The sequence below is a fragment of the Thermosipho sp. 1244 genome (genome assembly GCF_018588215.1).
Lineage (GTDB): Bacteria > Thermotogota > Thermotogae > Thermotogales > Fervidobacteriaceae > Thermosipho > Thermosipho affectus.
The window spans coordinates 91,911-109,302 of sequence record NZ_LNGA01000014.1; the positions used below are offsets into that span (position 1 = coordinate 91,911).

The 17,392-nt window shown below is 31.4% G+C and carries 14 protein-coding genes; 4 read left to right on the forward strand and 10 right to left on the reverse strand.

From position 1 onward, the window contains the following. The first annotated feature begins 31 nt into the window (after positions 1-31). Both AS157_RS03805 and AS157_RS03810 read left to right on the forward strand, forming a co-directional pair. Entirely contained in the window at positions 32-2,005 is a 1,974-nt protein-coding gene (locus AS157_RS03805; protein ID WP_214494966.1) for a methyl-accepting chemotaxis protein, read from the forward strand. An 82-nt stretch (positions 2,006-2,087) separates the two neighbouring features. Beyond that, positions 2,088-4,547, forward strand: coding sequence for a sensor domain-containing protein (locus tag AS157_RS03810; RefSeq protein ID WP_077289308.1), 2,460 nt, complete (start codon positions 2,088-2,090; stop codon positions 4,545-4,547). A 23-nt stretch (positions 4,548-4,570) separates the two neighbouring features. On the opposite strand, the gene AS157_RS03815 is transcribed toward AS157_RS03810, so the two are convergent. The 9 genes from AS157_RS03815 to AS157_RS03855 all read right to left on the reverse strand — a co-directional run bounded on the left by AS157_RS03815 (position 4,571) and on the right by AS157_RS03855 (position 14,960). Further along, positions 4,571-5,896: a glycoside hydrolase family 36 protein gene (locus AS157_RS03815; RefSeq protein ID WP_214494967.1), complete on the reverse strand. Its 1,326-nt coding sequence runs from the start codon at positions 5,894-5,896 to the stop codon at positions 4,571-4,573. Between the two features lie 45 nt (positions 5,897-5,941). After that, complete coding sequence (locus AS157_RS03820; RefSeq protein WP_075665856.1) at positions 5,942-6,775, reverse strand: carbohydrate ABC transporter permease; 834 nt, start codon at positions 6,773-6,775, stop codon at positions 5,942-5,944. A 9-nt stretch (positions 6,776-6,784) separates the two neighbouring features. Next, positions 6,785-7,651 (reverse strand): carbohydrate ABC transporter permease, encoded by an 867-nt coding sequence (locus tag AS157_RS03825; RefSeq protein WP_077289306.1) that lies wholly within the window; start codon positions 7,649-7,651, stop codon positions 6,785-6,787. A 41-nt stretch (positions 7,652-7,692) separates the two neighbouring features. Continuing rightward, positions 7,693-9,006 carry an ABC transporter substrate-binding protein gene (locus AS157_RS03830; protein ID WP_077289305.1) on the reverse strand — a complete coding sequence of 438 codons (1,314 nt, stop codon included), beginning with the start codon at positions 9,004-9,006 and terminating at the stop codon, positions 7,693-7,695. A gap of 223 nt (positions 9,007-9,229) precedes the next feature. Then, positions 9,230-10,888, reverse strand: a complete 1,659-nt coding sequence (hcp, locus tag AS157_RS03835; protein ID WP_077289304.1) for a hydroxylamine reductase — start codon at positions 10,886-10,888, stop codon at positions 9,230-9,232. Positions 10,889-10,900: 12 nt separating this feature from the next. Next, on the reverse strand, positions 10,901-12,094 hold the full coding sequence (locus tag AS157_RS03840; protein WP_077289303.1) for a DUF438 domain-containing protein: 1,194 nt from the start codon (positions 12,092-12,094) through the stop codon (positions 10,901-10,903). Positions 12,095-12,154: 60 nt separating this feature from the next. Beyond that, positions 12,155-12,823 (reverse strand): Crp/Fnr family transcriptional regulator, encoded by a 669-nt coding sequence (locus AS157_RS03845; protein ID WP_077289302.1) that lies wholly within the window; start codon positions 12,821-12,823, stop codon positions 12,155-12,157. 42 nt (positions 12,824-12,865) lie between these two features. Next, positions 12,866-14,572 (reverse strand): phospho-sugar mutase, encoded by a 1,707-nt coding sequence (locus AS157_RS03850; RefSeq protein WP_231450332.1) that lies wholly within the window; start codon positions 14,570-14,572, stop codon positions 12,866-12,868. A 13-nt stretch (positions 14,573-14,585) separates the two neighbouring features. Then, positions 14,586-14,960 carry a CoA-binding protein gene (locus AS157_RS03855; RefSeq protein ID WP_077289300.1) on the reverse strand — a complete coding sequence of 125 codons (375 nt, stop codon included), beginning with the start codon at positions 14,958-14,960 and terminating at the stop codon, positions 14,586-14,588. A 101-nt stretch (positions 14,961-15,061) separates the two neighbouring features. On the opposite strand from AS157_RS03855, the gene AS157_RS03860 reads away from it, so the two are divergent. Both AS157_RS03860 and AS157_RS03865 read left to right on the forward strand, forming a co-directional pair. Further along, on the forward strand, positions 15,062-15,526 hold the full coding sequence (locus AS157_RS03860; protein WP_077289299.1) for a peroxiredoxin: 465 nt from the start codon (positions 15,062-15,064) through the stop codon (positions 15,524-15,526). Between the two features lie 4 nt (positions 15,527-15,530). Further along, positions 15,531-16,352 carry a PhzF family phenazine biosynthesis protein gene (locus tag AS157_RS03865; RefSeq protein ID WP_077289298.1) on the forward strand — a complete coding sequence of 274 codons (822 nt, stop codon included), beginning with the start codon at positions 15,531-15,533 and terminating at the stop codon, positions 16,350-16,352. Here AS157_RS03865 and pcp read toward each other — a convergent pair. After that, positions 16,327-16,935 carry a pyroglutamyl-peptidase I gene (gene pcp / locus AS157_RS03870; protein WP_077289297.1) on the reverse strand — a complete coding sequence of 203 codons (609 nt, stop codon included), beginning with the start codon at positions 16,933-16,935 and terminating at the stop codon, positions 16,327-16,329. The genes AS157_RS03865 and pcp overlap by 26 nt on opposite strands. Positions 16,936-17,392 lie beyond the last annotated feature (457 nt).

Here is a 17,392-nt window from a genome sequence, read left to right on the forward strand (position 1 = left end):
AACCATATTTTTAACATAGGAGGTGTTAAGTATGAAGAGTATAAAGACGAAAATGGTTGTATTTATATCCTTGCCCATAGCTATATTGCTTCTCATAGCAGGAATAATAATATTAAAAATTTCTACTAACGAAATCACTCAAATTTCATTTGATTTTTCACAAAGCATTCTCAAAGAAACAAATAACGCTTTTGTTGAATATTTCAACAGATTTGTAGATTTTGTAAAATACACATCAAAAATGGATAAAATCAAGTCCTTAGATGAAAATGCTATAATTTTTTTAAAAAAGCAAATAAAAGATTTTCCAGAAGTTGATGATTTTTTCGTTGCGGATATAAAAGGGAATTTTTACGCAACAAGTGGTGCCAGGGGTAATATAAAAGATAGAACATATTTTAATGAAATAATAAAAGGAAAAGATATATCAATCAGCGATGTGGTTTTTTCCAAAGCTTCTGGAAAACCTGTTTTTGTAATAGCAAGTGCTGTAAAAAAAGATGGAAAAACAATAGGACTTTTGGGATCCGCAATATACGTTGATGTCCTTACCAAGAAAATAAAGACCATAAAAATTGGGAAAACAGGATATGCAACCTTAATAAATTCTTCGGGACTTACCATTGCACATCCAAATAAAGATTATATTTTGAAACTCAACATTCTCACAGCAGAAGGATTTAAAGGCCTAAAAGAAGCTGGTGAAAAAATGATAAAAGGTGAAACAGGATTTTCAAAAATTATTGATCCAAATAATGAAGAAAAATATATTTTTTACTCACCACTTAAAGGAACTCCTGGATGGTCACTCGCCGTTATAGTACCAAAAAGGGAAATTCTCTCAGGTGTGTACTTCATTTCCGATACCATACTTATTTCGTTCTTCATTATAATTTTAATATCAATCATTCCAATCCTTATCGTATCCAAATACATTTCAAAAAGTGTCCAAAAACTATCGGAAAAAGCCTTAGATTTTGGAGGAGGAAATTTGAAAGTAAGTTTTGAAGTAAAGGGAAACGATGAAATAGCACAAATTGGAAATACATTAGACAAAATGGCACAAAACCTAAAAGATGTTCTATTTAAAATCAAAAATACAGCAGATACACTTGCTAACTCTTCAAAAACATTTTTCAGCAAATCTATTGATCTAGAAAAAATAGGAAATAATGTATTTGAAAGTATATCACACCTTAATTCTTCTGCACAAAATATTTCCGCCACTATGGAGGAACTTACAAGCAGTATAGAAGAAATAGCATCAGCTGCACAAAATGTATCCAATGCCGCTCAAAATCTTTCAGAAAGTGCACAAAAGGTTAACAACAATGCAAAAGAAGGAGAAATTGCCATTAATACAATTGTAGATGTTATCGAAAAAACAAAAGAAAAGGCAACCTCTACCAATGAAATAGTTGAAACTCTATCACAAAATGCACAAAATATAGGGGAAATAGTTGAAACAATAAATTCTATTGCAGAGCAAACAAATCTACTTGCACTAAATGCTGCGATCGAGGCTGCACGTGCAGGTGAAGCAGGTAAAGGTTTTGCAGTAGTTGCAGATGAGATAAGAAAACTTGCAGAAGAAAGTAAAAATGCAACACAAAAAATCAATGAAATACTTGTATCCATAAAAAATGCTTCAGAAGACGCTTCAAATGCCACAAAAGAAACTGTCAATGAAATATTGAACACCAAAGAAAAGGCTTTGTATGCAAAGGATGCAATAATAGATATACTAAGTCAAATTGAAAACATATCACAAATGATAGAATCTCTTGCATCAAGTGCCCAAGAACAAAGCGCTTCAACACAGGAAATTAGCAGTGCAATTGAAGCGGCAACACAGGAAATAACAGATGTTTCAAATACACTGGATAACACAAGCAAAATAACAAAAGAGCAATTTGAATTAATTAAAATCATAAAAAATGAAAGTGAGACTCTATCATCACTTTCCATAAATTTGGACAACGAAGTTAATAAATTTAAATTTTAAGTTACAAAGCCCCTTAAGGGGCTTTTATTTTCCTTAATTAGATGTATAATTTTAATACAAAGAAACTTTGTGGAGGGATTAAATGATCTCAGTTGTGTTAACAATAAACATTGTTTTTGTTATATATCTACTTGAAAGGAAACTATACAGACTATCTAAAGTTTTTATTCACGTAGTTTCTATATTATTCATTCTAACATTTTTAGAAGCTTTGAAATTCAAAACAAATAACCTTTACATACAATATTTAGAAGATATCATAGGCCTCACGCTAATTCCCGCTTTTTATGTCTTTTCAAAAGATATAAACGGAGAAAAAACAAATATAAAAGAAAGAATTCTTATCTCTATTCCAATCTTCTTGCTAAACATCCCAAATTTATTTTTATTCGGTAAATCAGATATTTTACTTGAAAATAGAATATTTTTTATGTTATTAGTAATCTACAGTGCAATTATTCTTTTTCTCTCTTTTTCAAATATTTTAAAAGCAAATATAAAGAAAAGTATAAAATATAGCATTATCCTCATATCTTCAACACTATTCTTTTACATCTCCCTTGAAGTATTGTTTTTTTCTAGAAATACGTTAAGAATCTTGTTATTTATCTCTTTGTCTTTTTTTATTATTATGTCTATATTGATAAGAAGATCTTGGCTCAATATCTTAGATGAATTAAAAGACGAACTCTTAATGTCCTTTTCCGATGGAATAATAGTATTAGACAACCAGGGATACGTCTTAGACTTAAATAAAACAGCAAGCAAGATTTTAAATCTTAATTTCAACAATATAATAAACAAAAAACTAGAAGAAGATTTTAACAACGATGAAGTAATATTCAAAAACAACACATACTATATCGTCAAAAAACTATCGTTTAAAAATGGAATTGTATATCTATTTAGAAATATTACCAAAGAGATGGAATACTCAAAGAAACACACTATAGCGGACAAACTTTTTTCTACGCTCTTTAAAAACATACCTGATGCTGTTGCAATAATCACTCCAAAAGGAAAGATAATAGAATGCAACAGACAATTTACCAACCTTTTCAAACTTAAAAGACTTGAAAATATAGAAAGTATCGTACCATCATATTTAAAATCAGAATCAAAACTCATTATACTTGAAGTCTTAAAAAATGGATATGCAACATATGAAACTATAAGAAAGGCAAAAGATGGAAAAAGCATTTTCGTAAAAATTCGTGCGGTAAAATTTGAAATTGACGATAAAGTATTTCTTTATACGATATATACTGATATTTCTAAAGAAAAGATGCTTTCATCAAAACTTTCAAATCTACTGGAAAAAGACCCTTTAACGGACACATTTAACAAAACATACATTGTAAAACAAATGGGAAATTTATCCTCTCTTCTCTATCATTCACTAATATTAATAGATATAAAGGGCTTTAAATGGATAAATTCCATAAAAGGACATAAGTTTGGTGATCAACTTCTAAGAGAAGTTTCAAACACATTAAAAGAATTCACAAAAAAAGAAGGCCTTGATGTGATAATCTCAAGAGCACAAAATGACGAATTTTGGTTTTTGATAAAGGATTTGGATATAGATCCCATAAATGCACTCGAGAAAACCAAAAAAATTATTGCAAAGCTAAAAAAAGACTTTTCAACACTAGAACAAGATTTCTTTATAGGATCTTACGTATTTAAAAATTCTGAAGATCTAGAAGAAATAATCAGAAAAGCAACCCTTTCACTTTCAAAAGCAAAAGAAAGTGATAAAGAAGTCATATATTCTAAAGAAATAGAAGACCAAATCCAAAAAGAAATAAAAAAGGAAAATCTTATAAAAATAGCAATTAGAAACCAAGAATTTATTCCTTTCTTGCAACCTATATCCACAGAAGATAGAAAGATAATTGGTGCCGAAGTATTAATAAGATGGAAAAAAGATGGAAAAATCATTCCACCTAGTGAATTTCTTAATTTTCTGGAAAAATCCGGAAAGATAACAGATATTTCTCTACAGATTTTTGAAAAAGTTATGGATTTTTTGAAAAAAAATCCAAAACTCAAGTTTATAGATATAAACATAAGTCCCGTTCAAATTAAAGAACAAGACTTTCCAATTAACTACTTAAAGATAATGGAAAAATACAATATTCCATCCCAAAAAATCGTCTTTGAAATAACAGAAAACTTATTCTTAAGCTACGATGACACAGTAAAAGAAAATATTTCTAGATTAAAAGCAGAAGGTATAAAATTGTGTCTTGATGATTTTGGAACAGGGTATTCCTCTCTAAGTTACCTTAGAAATTTACCTTTCGACATACTAAAAATTGACAGAGAATTTGTTAAAAACATTGATGATGAAAAAAACATCAACCTTTTAAAAGCAATCTACAGTATTTGCGAAACTTTTAATCTAATAGCAATTCCTGAAGGTGTGGAAAACGCTCGACAACTTGAAATTCTCTCTATGATAGGGTTTAAACTTTTTCAAGGATATTATTTTGGCAAACCACAATCTTTAAGCGAGTTTTCAAAGTTGATAAATTAACTCCACTATTAACAGTTTTATCGTTACTCTATATAAAATTCCGATTTTTCCGTTTCTATACACAATCTAAAACGTACATCTCCTATATTTGTACCAATTGCTTTTATTTCATATCCTTTTGCTCCTATATTCTTTACAAAAACCTTGCCTCCACGTAATTTCAACGCTGCTTTAAAAAGGTAATTCTCCAAATTTCCTTTTAGACTATCTGACAAAAATAACATATTATTTAAAATTCCTACAGTCATGAAAAACAACTTTTTTTGGGTGGTACTTATATTATTTCCAAGTAAAAAATCTGGAGCATTCCACCACCATCTACCGTTCATAAAATATCTTGTTATAACATCCCTTAGTACACCATACAGACCTTTTTCTGATATATCCGTTATCTTCATTCCATCCACATAGCCTATAGAAGGTAAAAGAGGAGCCCTTACTCCAACTATAAATTCACCAAGTAAGTCTCTAATTAATTTTAACCCTTTTCTGTATGCCTGAATTGGTGTTAAATTCTTCTTTCTCTTTCCTTCAACAATACCAGCAAAAAGAAAATCTAACTTAAAGTATTCAAACCCCGCATTTTTAATTCTTAAAAAAATATTCCTTATATGCTCTTCCACTTCATTATTTGTTAAATCGAGCGCGTATAATCCTTTTCCATCGATATTGTATATCTTCTTTGGATTCCCTTTTTCATCTTTTACAACCCAATTCTTTTTTTCTTTAAAAATATCTGATCCTTCCAAAACTACAAAAGGGGCTATCCAGATCCCAGGTTTCATCCCATAACTTTTAATTTCTTTTGCTATTTCTTCAAATGATGAAAATTTAGGTTCCCAATCTCCTATATTTTTATACCAAAAATCTATTTGAAAAACTTCAAATGGATATTTTTTTGCATAGTCTAAGCTCTCTTTGAAATTAGTAAGACAATTCCATTTACATGACCACCCTATTGGATTCCAATTGGAAAATGAAGGTTCTAAATTTTTTTTAACCATATCAGCATATACGTTCACCAACATATCCACGTTTCCGTGCAAAATAACCAATGGTTCTATTTCTACATAATCGTCAAATTCTGTGTCGTAATAATCTATATAGCATTCCACTATATCATCTTTTACAACGAAAAATGGATGCCCAATTTTCGAAGATAAATAACCAAAAAAGCTTTTTTCTGTTGCAAAAAAATAATCAATTTTTTTGTTATCATCCCATCCCTTTAAAACAATATCCCCTTGAAGTCTAGTTTCATATATTTTAACTTTTCCCAATTTTCCTTTAACTTTTCCCGTAATTATTTCCCCGTTTTTTATTTCTTCTTTCTCTATCAACAACTCCATACAAACAGCTCCCATGTTGTTATTCAACTATATTATATACAAAATTCATCCCTTTAGTCCACTACTTACCAAACTCTTAACAAATAAGTTTTGTATTAAAAAGAAAATCAACAATGTAGGAGCAAGTGCTATCATAGTACCTGCCATAATAGTCCCCCAATTGTTTGCCGCTTCCGCATCAATAAGCATTTTAACACCTATTTGTACTGTTTTCATTTTATCATCCATTGTTATAACAAGTGGCCAAAGATACATATTCCAGGCATATACAAAGTTTATAAGTGCAGCACCTCCAATCATAGACTTTGACAGTGGTAATAATACCTTCAAAAGATATTGCATGGGAGTTGCTCCATCTATTCTTGCAGCATCACTTAATTCCAAAGGTATAGTTCTAAAATGTTGCCTCATAAGAAATGTATTTGTTGCACTTGCGGTAAACGGAATTATCAACGCATAGTATGTATTTACCCAACCAAGAGATTTCATTAGCAAAAACATTGGAACTATCATTACAGTTTCAGCTGGTAAAAATAACGTTACAAATAACGTAGAAAAGGCTATTTTTTTACCTTTGAAATTAAAATTAGAAAATGCATACCCCGCTAAAACACCCGTTATCAACTTTCCGACAGTTATAAATACCGAAACAATTAAAGAATTAACCAACATTCTTCCTAAAGGAACCAATTTTAATGCCTCTTTATAATTTTGCCAATAAAAACTACTTGGAATAACCTTCGGTGGAAACCTAAAAACTTCTGAAGGTTTCATAAAACTCATGAAAAAGGCGAGTAAAATAGGCGCAAACATTACCAATCCCACAAATATTAAAAGTATTTCAAAGATAATAAAGGTCCATCTATTCTTTATCTTCATATTTTCACCTCACTGATAGTGAACTTTTCCTTCGACAAATTTAAAGTAAAGATAAGTAATTATCGACATTATACCAAACATGACCACCGATTGAGCTGATGCAAGCCCGTTATCCTGAAACGCAAAACCATCCAAATAAAGTCTGTATATCATGTTAGTTGTACTATTCAATGGTCCTCCGCGAGTCATAATATCAATAATTCCAAATGATGAAAACATCGTAGTTGTAAAATTCATAATAAACAAATAAAACGTTATAGGTGTAACTAGTGGAAATTTTATTCTCCACATCCTAATCCACCCATTTGCACCATCCATTAAAGAAGATTCCAAAATGGAATCTGGTATATTTTGAAGAGCTGCTATATAGAAAATTAAATCAAATGGTAACATCTTCCAAACCGTTGCAGCTATAATTGCAATCATTGCATATGGCTTGGTTGTTAACCACTTAACATCTAAGTTAAATGTAATCTGAAATAAATAACTAAACAACCCTGCAGTTGGTGTAAACAACATAGCCCACAAAGTTGCAGAAATAGCAGGCGAAACTGCGTATGGTGAAAAAATCAAAGTCCTAACAACTTTTGTACCTGGTAAATCCAATATTAGTAGCTGTGAAATCAAAAAAGATAAAAATATAGTAAGTCCTACACTTACAAATGAATAAATAAAAGTATTTTTCAAAACGTTATAATACTCATTGTCACTAAACAAATCTATGTAGTTATCAAATCCTACAAATACTTTTCTATCTCCAAAATAAGTTTCTTGAAAAAAACTCATTTTAAATGAGTTAAAAGCAGGCGTATATATAAATAGTATTATAATAACAAAAGTGGGAATTAAAAGAAAATAAGGCGTTAATTTTCTCAACATTACACCTCCCAAGAAAGTGCCCCAAACGGGGCACAATTTTACTTGTACAACCTGTTATATTTTTTCAGTGCCTTTGTTACTTCTCCAGCAGCCCAATTAAGTGCTTGTTCTACTGTCATTTGATCATTTATCACTTTTTCATACGCTGTTTCAATAATTTCCCTTGTTTCTGGGAATACACCTATTATTGCACCATTTGTATTTGGTGTTTGTTTTGACAATAACAATTGGAAAATAGCGGTTAAATAATTCGGTTTTTCTGCATAGAATCCTTCCATTAACAGTTGTTCTACGGCATCTTTTCTTACTGGGAAATAACCTGTTTCATTGTGCCATCTTATTTGTTGTTTTGGTTCAGTCATCCATTTTACAAATTCCCATGCTGCATCTATCTCTTCCTTTGGATGATTCTTCAAGATCCAGAGAGAGCCTCCACCAATTACAACTCCACCTTGTATAGAAAGAGATGGCTTTGGAAGGAATGCTGTTCCTACTTCCCAACCATTTTTCTTTGCAGTTTCCGTTATAAACTTTACATCAGACGTAGAATACAGTAACATTGCAGCTTTTCCAGATAAAAAGATTTGCCTTGCTCCACTCCAATCTTCTCTCTTTGTATTTATTAACAATCCTTCTTTTGTCATCTGTGCAAGAAGTTCAAAAATTCTCTTTCCAGCTTCGCTGTTGAAAACTGCTTCATCTGGTCTTTTACTTCCCCTACCATTATCGTTATTAACAAGTGGTGCATCTTGAACAGCCATTAATTGTTCAAAGAACCAAGAGTGTGTAGGCCAAGTAAGTCCATATCTTATTATATTTCCCTTTTCATCTTTCTTTACTAATTTTCTACTGTATTCTATTAATTCATCAAATGTCCTTGGTGGTCTTTTTGGGTCAAGACCTGCTTCTTTAAATGCAGTTTTATTGTAAAATAAAATGGCATTTGAAGAGTTAAATGGCATAGAATATAACTTTCCATCCACTGTATAGTAATTTAAAACTTGTGGCAAAAATGCTCCCAAATCAATTGTAGGATCCTCTTCAATTAAATTTCCTATTGGAACGGCAATATTTCCATCTATCATAGCCCTTGTACCTATATCGTAAATCTGAACAACATGTGGAGGATTTCCAGCCTTTACAGCCGCTATCGTTTTGTTAAATGTATCTCTATACGATCCCGTATACTGAACCTTAATTTCTATGTTTGGATGAGTTGCCATAAATTCCTTTGCCATGTTTTCTAATAGTTCTATCCTCCATCCACTCATAGCATGCCAAAATTCTATAGTAACCTTTGAAAAACTCAAAACACTTAAAATAACAAGAGCAAAAATTAACACTTTTTTCATAACTTAACACCTCCTGTTTTTTGGTTTAATTTATTATAAAAAAAAATAATTAAGATAAAAAAGGGTGAAATATAATAAAAATAAAAAATATTCCAATATATATACATCAAATACATGTATATAGCCATTTTTTACACTTTTTATTTTATATTTACATTTTTAAGTAAATATGAAGAATTTTTAAGGAAGGAAAAATCCCCATCCGATTGGATGGGGATTTTCTTTATGCAAGTAATGTTTTTAAATCTTCTTCAACTGTTGTGATAGGGGCAATATTGAATTTCTCAATTAACACTTTTAACACATTTTCAGAAACAAATGCCGGTAAAACTGGCCCCAATCTTATTCCTTTTATTCCCAAGTACAATAGCGCCAATAACACTGCAACTGCTTTTTGTTCGTACCACGCTATATTATACACAATTGGTAATTCGTTTATATCGTTTAATCCTAGGGCTTCTTTTAATTTTAAAGCAATCACGGCAAGCGAATAAGAATCGTTACATTGACCTGCATCCAAAATTCTTGGAATACCGTCTATATCACCCAAATCAAGGTGGTTATACCTATACTTTGCACAACCTGCAGTTAAAATAACCGTATCTTTTGGAAGTTTCTTTGCAAATTCAGTGTAATATTCCCTTCCAGGATGTCTTCCATCACAACCACCCATAACTACGAACTTTCTAATTGCTCCTGATTTTACCGCGTCAATTACTTTATCTGCAAGTTTTAAGACTTGGTTATGTGCAAAACCAATCACAAGCTTTTTACCTTTTCTCTCAGGAATTGGTCCTAACTCGAGAGCCTTCTTAATCACAGGTGAAAAATCCTTTGGTTTTCCATCTGTTCTATTTGGAATATGTGTTAGCTTATCAAATCCTACAAGTCCAGTTGTAAAAACCCTGTCTTTGTAAGAACCTTTTGGTGGGACTAAACAATTTGTAGTCATCAATATTGCTCCACCAAATTCCTCAAATTCCTGTGTTTGTTTCCACCATGCACTTCCAAAGTTTCCCGCAAGGTGTTTGTATTTTTTTAACTTTGGATAGGCGTGTGCTGGAAGCATTTCTCCGTGCGTATAAACCATTATTCCCGTTCCTTCTGTTTGTTTTAACAATTCTTCAAGATCCAACAAGTCGTGTCCACTAACCAATATTGCAGGTGTGTTGTAAGTTCCCGTATACACTTCTGTAATCTCTGGATTTCCAAATTCTGTTGTATTTGCCTTATCAAGTAATGCCATTGCATCTACCGCAAATTTTCCAGCTTCTAGTACCAAGGATACTAATTCATCTGCTGTTATATCATCTCTCAATGTTTCAACAAGTCCTCTTTGAATGAAATATAAAATATCATCATTTGTGTGCTTCAAAATATACGCATGATCTGTATATGCAGCTATACCTTTTAACCCGTAAATTAACAGCTGTTTTAGAGATCTAATATCCTCATCTTTATCCGAAAGCACTCCTACTTCCATTCCCTTTAATTCGTATAGATCAGCCCCACCTTTTTTATACCATTCCGCAGCTTCTGGAACCTTTTCGTCAAATGGTTTTCCCTCTTTTTGTGCGTATACGTCTAAAAATTTATGCTTTATTCTATCCCTTAATTCAAATGCCCTCTCAATAAATTCAACCATTCTTTCAACCGAAAAATTCACATTTGTAATAGTTGCAAACAACATTTCCGCAACAAACAAGTTAACTTCATCATCTTTTACACCGTACTCTTTTGCCTTTAAAGACCAATAGGATATTCCCTTTACAAGCCAAACAACTAAATCTTGAAGATGTGCTACTTCTGGTGTCTTACCACACACTCCAACAGTTGTACAACCTACACCCTTTGATGCCTCTGAACATTGATAACAAAACATTCCAACACCTCCTTATTTATCATCATAAATTCTTTTTTCTCCCGAAATCTCCTGAATAGGCTTTATATCCTGTGTAACCTCAAGAGTTCCTAAATATTCTCCTTTTTCATTGCGCACAGCAAAATATCTAATGTATACATACCTTTCTCCAAGCTTTAGCCAAAAATCTGCATGATCTCTTTTTCCAGACTTAAAATCTTTCAATATCTTATTAACAATATCTATACTCTTTTCTGGATGGCAGTTTTGTACTTTTCTTCCAATAATTGCCCTACTTCTTACAAATACCCTATCTTTTGTCTCACTAAAATATTTAACTTCGTCATTTTTATCAACAAATGTTATATCCACCGGTAATGTATTTAAAATATGTTTTAATTCCTCTAATGTAAACTCTCCACTTGGAAGTTTTATATTTTCATTGTAAACTCTTTCCTCAATCTTTACCCTTTTTTCCACACTCACAGGGGTTATCCCTATATATCCTATTTCATCAAATTGTTCCCTTATATCTAACCATTCCTCATCACTTATCAACTTCAATGCAGTTGGAAACAAAACAGAATGTTCTTTGTGCACATGGTTTAAAAATAATTCAAGTAATCCCATTGAAATTTCATACAATTTATTCTTTGCAAACTCCAAATCCCTTTTTTCTTTAATACCCATGAGTTTCTTTCTTAAAAGTCTTACCTGATCATGCTCTTTCCACATCACCGCAGGGGGTTTTGTAATACCATGTTTTTCTATATACGGGAATAAAACATTTTCTTCCTTTTGAAAATATTTTTCCGCTTCGTTTAAATCATCTATATACCTTTGAAGATTTAAAAGTATGGGCAAAGCAGATGGAACATCACTTTTTTTAAATAATTTATCCGATAATTCTTTTAACCCTTCTAGACTTTTGATTATATATTCATGTTCCTTCATTAATATATAAATGGGATGCCATTCTTCCACATCTATCTTTTCGGAATCAATATACTCTTTAAAAAGTTCCAGGTGTACATCACAGACTGATTGAATCTTCTCAATTGACAATCCTTCTTCTTCCATTAGTTCTTGTTCAACCTTTGCAATCTCTTCGGCAGATAATTCCTTTATGGTTTCTTTTAGTTCTTTTTTTAATCTTTCGTCATCTTTTTGAGATACTCTCAAGATTAAATTCTTTAAATACTCCTTTTTATTGAATAACTCACTCATATTTCCAACTCCTTTCGATTTGATTATACAAATCCTATACCATTTTGTCTGTAACATATGTTACACGTAAAAATCTATTACATCTTTATCCAATATGTATATTTTATTTCCATCTTTTCTAATTATTCCTTCACTTTCAAGCGCAGAAAATGCCCTAGAAAGTGCAGGTCTTGTTGAACCAAAAAGCTGTGAAAGCTGTTCTATTGACTTATCCAAAACCACAACCTCACCACCACTGTACTTTGATGCAAGATATATCAATATTTTTTCCTTTAGACTATTTAAAGTTACAAACCAAAGTTTTTGTGATATAAAATAAAACTTTGATCCCAAAAATTCCACCAATGCTTTTAAAAAATCTATATTTTCACTTGCAAGCTCAAATATCTTTGCTTTTTTTAAATACGCAACTTCGCATCTGTCCTCGGAAATTATATCAACAGGTAATATTGCTTCTTTGGAAAAAGAAATATTGACAGCCAAAAAATTGGGGGCTTTTATTTCTTCAACCACGAGATTTTTCCCGTTAAAATCGTTCATCTCACCACGTACCTTACCACTTATTAAAACCATTACCTCATCTATTTTTTCTCCTCTTCCCTTTATTAATTCACCTCTTTTATATCTTCTAAAAATGATCTCCCTATTTTTTACTAATCTTTCTATCTGCGATATTTTCAATTTTTTAAACACTTCTATCTTTGAAAACGTTTCAATTAGCGGATGCATACCTATCACCTCGAAAATAAAAGCCTGGGAATCCCCCAGGCTTCATATTTTTTCAATTATTTTCCTAAATTCAGATTCAATCAATTCTAACTTTTTCTCAGATTCATCACGTGTCCTTGCAAATGAATAAATATACACTTTAAGTTTGGGCTCCGTACCAGAAGGCCTAATTGCATACCAACTACCATCATCAAAGAAAAATCTCAACACGTTCGAAGATGGTATTCTCTCTACCTTTCCAATTACATTTCCGTCTATATCGTAAATATTCCCATCTAAATAATCTATATAACTTTTGACTTTTAAATTTCCAATTTCTTTTGGAAAACTCTTTCTGTAAAATTCCATAATTTTTGAAATTTTTTCCATACCTTCTATACCTTCGTATATAAGCGAAAAATTATTTTCCAGGTAATAACCGTACTTTTCGTATAACTCATTTAAGACATCTACCAATGTTCTTCCAAATTTTTTGTAATATCCAGCTGCTTCTGAAAGCATCATTGCAGATATTACACCATCTTTATCCCTTACAAAATTTCCAGTGACAAAACCTATACTTTCTTCATATCCAAATTCAAATTGATATCCCTCTTTTTCCAATTCATTTTCAAGTCCACATATATTTTTAAATCCTGTAAGTGTTTCAAATGTTTCTACGTTGTACTCTTTTGCAATTAACTTTCCCAAATTACCGGTAACAATGGATTTTATTATAACGCTTTTATCCGAAAGAAGTTGCTTTTCTTTTCTTTGAGATAAAAGATATTGAATCAAAATAGCCCCCGTTTGGTTTCCATTTAATGCCACGTATTGATCATTGTGCTTTACCATAACGGCAAGTCTATCACAATCCGGATCAGTTGCAATTATTAAATCTGCATCCTTTTCCCTTGCAAGCTTAAGTGCCAACTCAAACGCCTTTATATCTTCTGGATTTGGATACCCAACTGTCGTAAAATCTGGATCAGGCAATTCTTGTTCTTTCACCACAAAAACATTTTTAAAACCTCTTTCTTTTAATACATGACGTACCGGTATATTACCTGTACCGTTTAGTGGCGTGTAAACTATTTTTATACCTTTATCTATATCTTCGTTTAGAGCAAGTGATAACACTTTTTTGTAGTACTCTTCATCCACTTCTTTTCCAATTATATGGATCAAATTGTTTAATCCTTCTTCAAAAGGTATTCTCTTTATCATTCCAAAATCTTTTAATGCCTTTATATTGTTTTGAACCGGTATTGCAACATCATCCAAAATTTGTGAACCTTTATCCCAATACACTTTGTAACCATTATATTCTGGAGGATTGTGACTTGCGGTAATAACTATACCCGCAGTTGCATTTAAATATCTAACTGCAAAAGAAAGTTCTGGTGTAGGTCTTATATCATCAAAAATATACACTTTAATTCCATTTCCAGCAAGTACACTTGCAGCTTCCCTTGCAAACTCTTTCGAATAATGTCTTACATCGTAGGCAATGACAACTCCCCTTTTTGCTCTATCTTCACCTTTGGAGTTTATAAAGTCTGCAAGACCTTGTGTGGCTCTTGCAATAACGTACTTATTCATTCTATTAGTTCCTGCTCCTATTTTTCCCCTTAAACCTGCTGTTCCAAATTCTAAATCCTTGAAAAACCTCTCTTTTATCTCCTCTTCGTTGTCTTTTATCTCATAAAGTTCTTTTTTTGTTTCCTCATCAATATATGGACTTTCAAGCCACCTTTTGTATTCTTCCATGTAATGCACAATCTCACCTCCCAGTCTCAACCATTATACATCTTTCACGTACTACCTCTACACCACTTTGCTTTAAAACCTCTTCAATTTCACTAGAATACGCTCCCGGTTGGTACCAAAGATTTTTAAACCCACGTTCTAAAACCTCTTTAGTAACAACAGCTCCTACCTTAGGGGGCACAACAAAAACTATTAAATCCACATCTCCATCCAATTCTTTAATTGTTTTTGCAACTTTTATTCCTTCTATTTCTTCATATTTTGGTGTTACAGGTATAACTTCAAATCCTTTACTTATTAGATCTTTTAAAATAATATAACCAAACTTTTCTTTATTCGTAGTTGCACCAACTAGGGCTATTTTTTTCACCTTGTTTAAATCTACCATATCTACCCCTCCTGGATATATTATACCACTTTTGCTTTTTAATTAAATTTGTAGTATAATAGTTATGTACTAAGTCTAAACTAACTTGTGAGGTGATTTTTATGTTAAAAAAAGGTGATATGTATGTTGATTTTGAACTTGTAGATACAAATTTAAATAGGGTAAAGCTTTCAAATGAAATAGGAGAAAAAATAGTGCTTGTATTTTATCCAGGTGCTTTCACAAGTGTGTGTGAAAAAGAGCTTTGCTCATTTAGAGACATAATAGCAAAGTTTAATAATTTAGATGCAAAAGTATTCGGAATAAGTGTAGATACACCATTTTCAAACAAGGCATTTGCAGAAAAAAACAGGTTAAATTTCACACTTCTTTCAGATTTTGGAGGAAAAGTATCTGAAAAATATGGAGGCGTACACAAAAACTTTATAGATATCGAAAATTACACAGTTTCTAAAAGGGCTGTATATATTATCGACGAAAGTGGTAAAATTATTTACAATTGGGTTTCTGATGATCCTGGAAAAGAACCTCCATACGAGGAAATCGAAAAGATATTGACGAGGTGATACTTTGAATTTTTTCATAGTCGATGCATTTACAAATGAACCTTTTAAAGGTAATCCCGCTGGTGTGGTTTTATTAGATAAAAATCTTCCCAAAGAACTCAAACAAAATATTGCAAAAGAAATAGGTTTTTCCGAAACTTCATTTGTTTTGAAAAAAGGAAAAGAATTTTTTATTGAATATTTTACACCTGTAAGTGAAATTGATCTTTGCGGGCATGCCACAATTGCAACTTTTTACGTTTTACATCACTTAAAACTTTTAGAATCAAAGAAAGTTTTACTGCATACAAAGGCAGGAAAATTAAATATCTACATTTCTGAGGAAAAAATATTCATGGAACAAGCTCGGCCAAAATTAGGAGAAACTATTGAAAAAGAAAAGATTTCCAAAGCTTTAAACATATCTGTTGATGATTTTGATACGCTTCCCGTACAAAAAGCATTTACAGGTCTTTGGGATCTTATAGTGCCTGTAAAATCAAAGAAAATTTTGTTAAATATTAACCCAGATTTGGAATATATGAAACAATTTAAGGATGTTGCAAGCTTTCACGTTTTTACACTAGATGAAAGTAACGGGCTTTGCAATACTAGAAATTTTGCCCCACTTTATGGAATAAATGAAGAGGCCGCCACAGGCACTGCAAATGGCGCCCTTTTTTATTATCTTTATAAACACAATATAGTTAAGAAAGATAAGGTGTATAAAATAATCCAAGGTGAATCTTTAAATAGAAAATCAGAAATATTTGTAACTTTCGATGAAAAAATTAAAGTTGGTGGAACAGCCAAGATAATCTTTAAAGGACAACTTTTAGACTTTTAATAGCACAGTACAAGGCCCTTGCAATATCATCAAGCGACATACTTGGCACGTTTTTCTTTTCTATTACTTGTTCGTGTGCATATGGTACATGTATAAATCCACCTTTTATATGTGGATATTTTTTATTTATAAGGTACAATAATCCATATAAAGTGTGGTTGCATACATAAGTTCCAGCAGAATTACTTATATCTGCAGGAATATTGCATTTTTTTATACTTTCCACCATGTGTTTAATAGGTAAATTTGAAAAGTAGGCATTTTCTCCATCTTCAAAAATTTTTTCATCTTCTGGTTTATTTCCCATATTGTCTGGAATATTTGTATCATCAATGTTGATCGCAACACGTTCTATTGTAATTTTGCTTCTTCCACCCGCCTGTCCAACACAAATTACAATATCTGGATTTTCTCTAATAATTAATCGCTCAATTTCTTCTATACTCTTTCTAAAAACCGTTGGAACTTGTGCCTTTACAACCTTTATACCTTCTATTTCTTCGGGTAATTTCTTTAATGCCTCATATGAAGGATTTATCTTTTCTTTGTTAAATGGTTCAAATCCTGTGATTAGTACTTTCACAAACTTTCCCTCCTAACTCTCACATACAAATTATTATTAATTGGAATTTCTCGATTTTCACCAACAATTGCAAGTGTATTAGATATACCATTTTTTACATTGTAGTTTTAGCATTTTCATCTACTACTACAAGAAAAGAATTAAATCCCACAAATATGTATTTTCATTATTCAATTACATCCATATCAACACTTTTTTATAAAGTTATTTAACAAAAATAACAGCCAGCTTTTCCATGTAAGGTACTGTAAAAAAATATATTACCATTTCATCTTTTTAAACATATTATAACATCAAATTAGTTAGTAAAACAAATTATTTTCGCTTTCTGGCTTGGATCTTCTTTATCATTTCTTCCTCTTTATCACTTCCTTCATTCTGATCATGTGTATTTATCTAACCATATAATATCGTTTTTGTATGTTATAAATTTCTTACCTTTCATTTTTGTTTTTTA

Bases quoted from the DNA above. Each gene is read 5' to 3' on its own strand.
- AS157_RS03805 (WP_214494966.1), top strand. From the start codon at position 32: ATGAAGAGTATAAAGACGAAAATGGTTGTATTTATATCCTTGCCCATA.
- AS157_RS03810 (WP_077289308.1), top strand. From the start codon at position 2,088: ATGATCTCAGTTGTGTTAACAATAAACATTGTTTTTGTTATATATCTA.
- AS157_RS03815 (WP_214494967.1), bottom strand. From the start codon at position 5,896: ATGGAGTTGTTGATAGAGAAAGAAGAAATAAAAAACGGGGAAATAATT.
- AS157_RS03820 (WP_075665856.1), bottom strand. From the start codon at position 6,775: ATGAAGATAAAGAATAGATGGACCTTTATTATCTTTGAAATACTTTTA.
- AS157_RS03830 (WP_077289305.1), bottom strand. From the start codon at position 9,006: ATGAAAAAAGTGTTAATTTTTGCTCTTGTTATTTTAAGTGTTTTGAGT.
- hcp (WP_077289304.1), bottom strand. From the start codon at position 10,888: ATGTTTTGTTATCAATGTTCAGAGGCATCAAAGGGTGTAGGTTGTACA.
- AS157_RS03840 (WP_077289303.1), bottom strand. From the start codon at position 12,094: ATGAGTGAGTTATTCAATAAAAAGGAGTATTTAAAGAATTTAATCTTG.
- AS157_RS03845 (WP_077289302.1), bottom strand. From the start codon at position 12,823: ATGCATCCGCTAATTGAAACGTTTTCAAAGATAGAAGTGTTTAAAAAA.
- AS157_RS03850 (WP_231450332.1), bottom strand. From the start codon at position 14,572: ATGGAAGAATACAAAAGGTGGCTTGAAAGTCCATATATTGATGAGGAA.
- AS157_RS03855 (WP_077289300.1), bottom strand. From the start codon at position 14,960: ATGGTAGATTTAAACAAGGTGAAAAAAATAGCCCTAGTTGGTGCAACT.
- AS157_RS03860 (WP_077289299.1), top strand. From the start codon at position 15,062: ATGTTAAAAAAAGGTGATATGTATGTTGATTTTGAACTTGTAGATACA.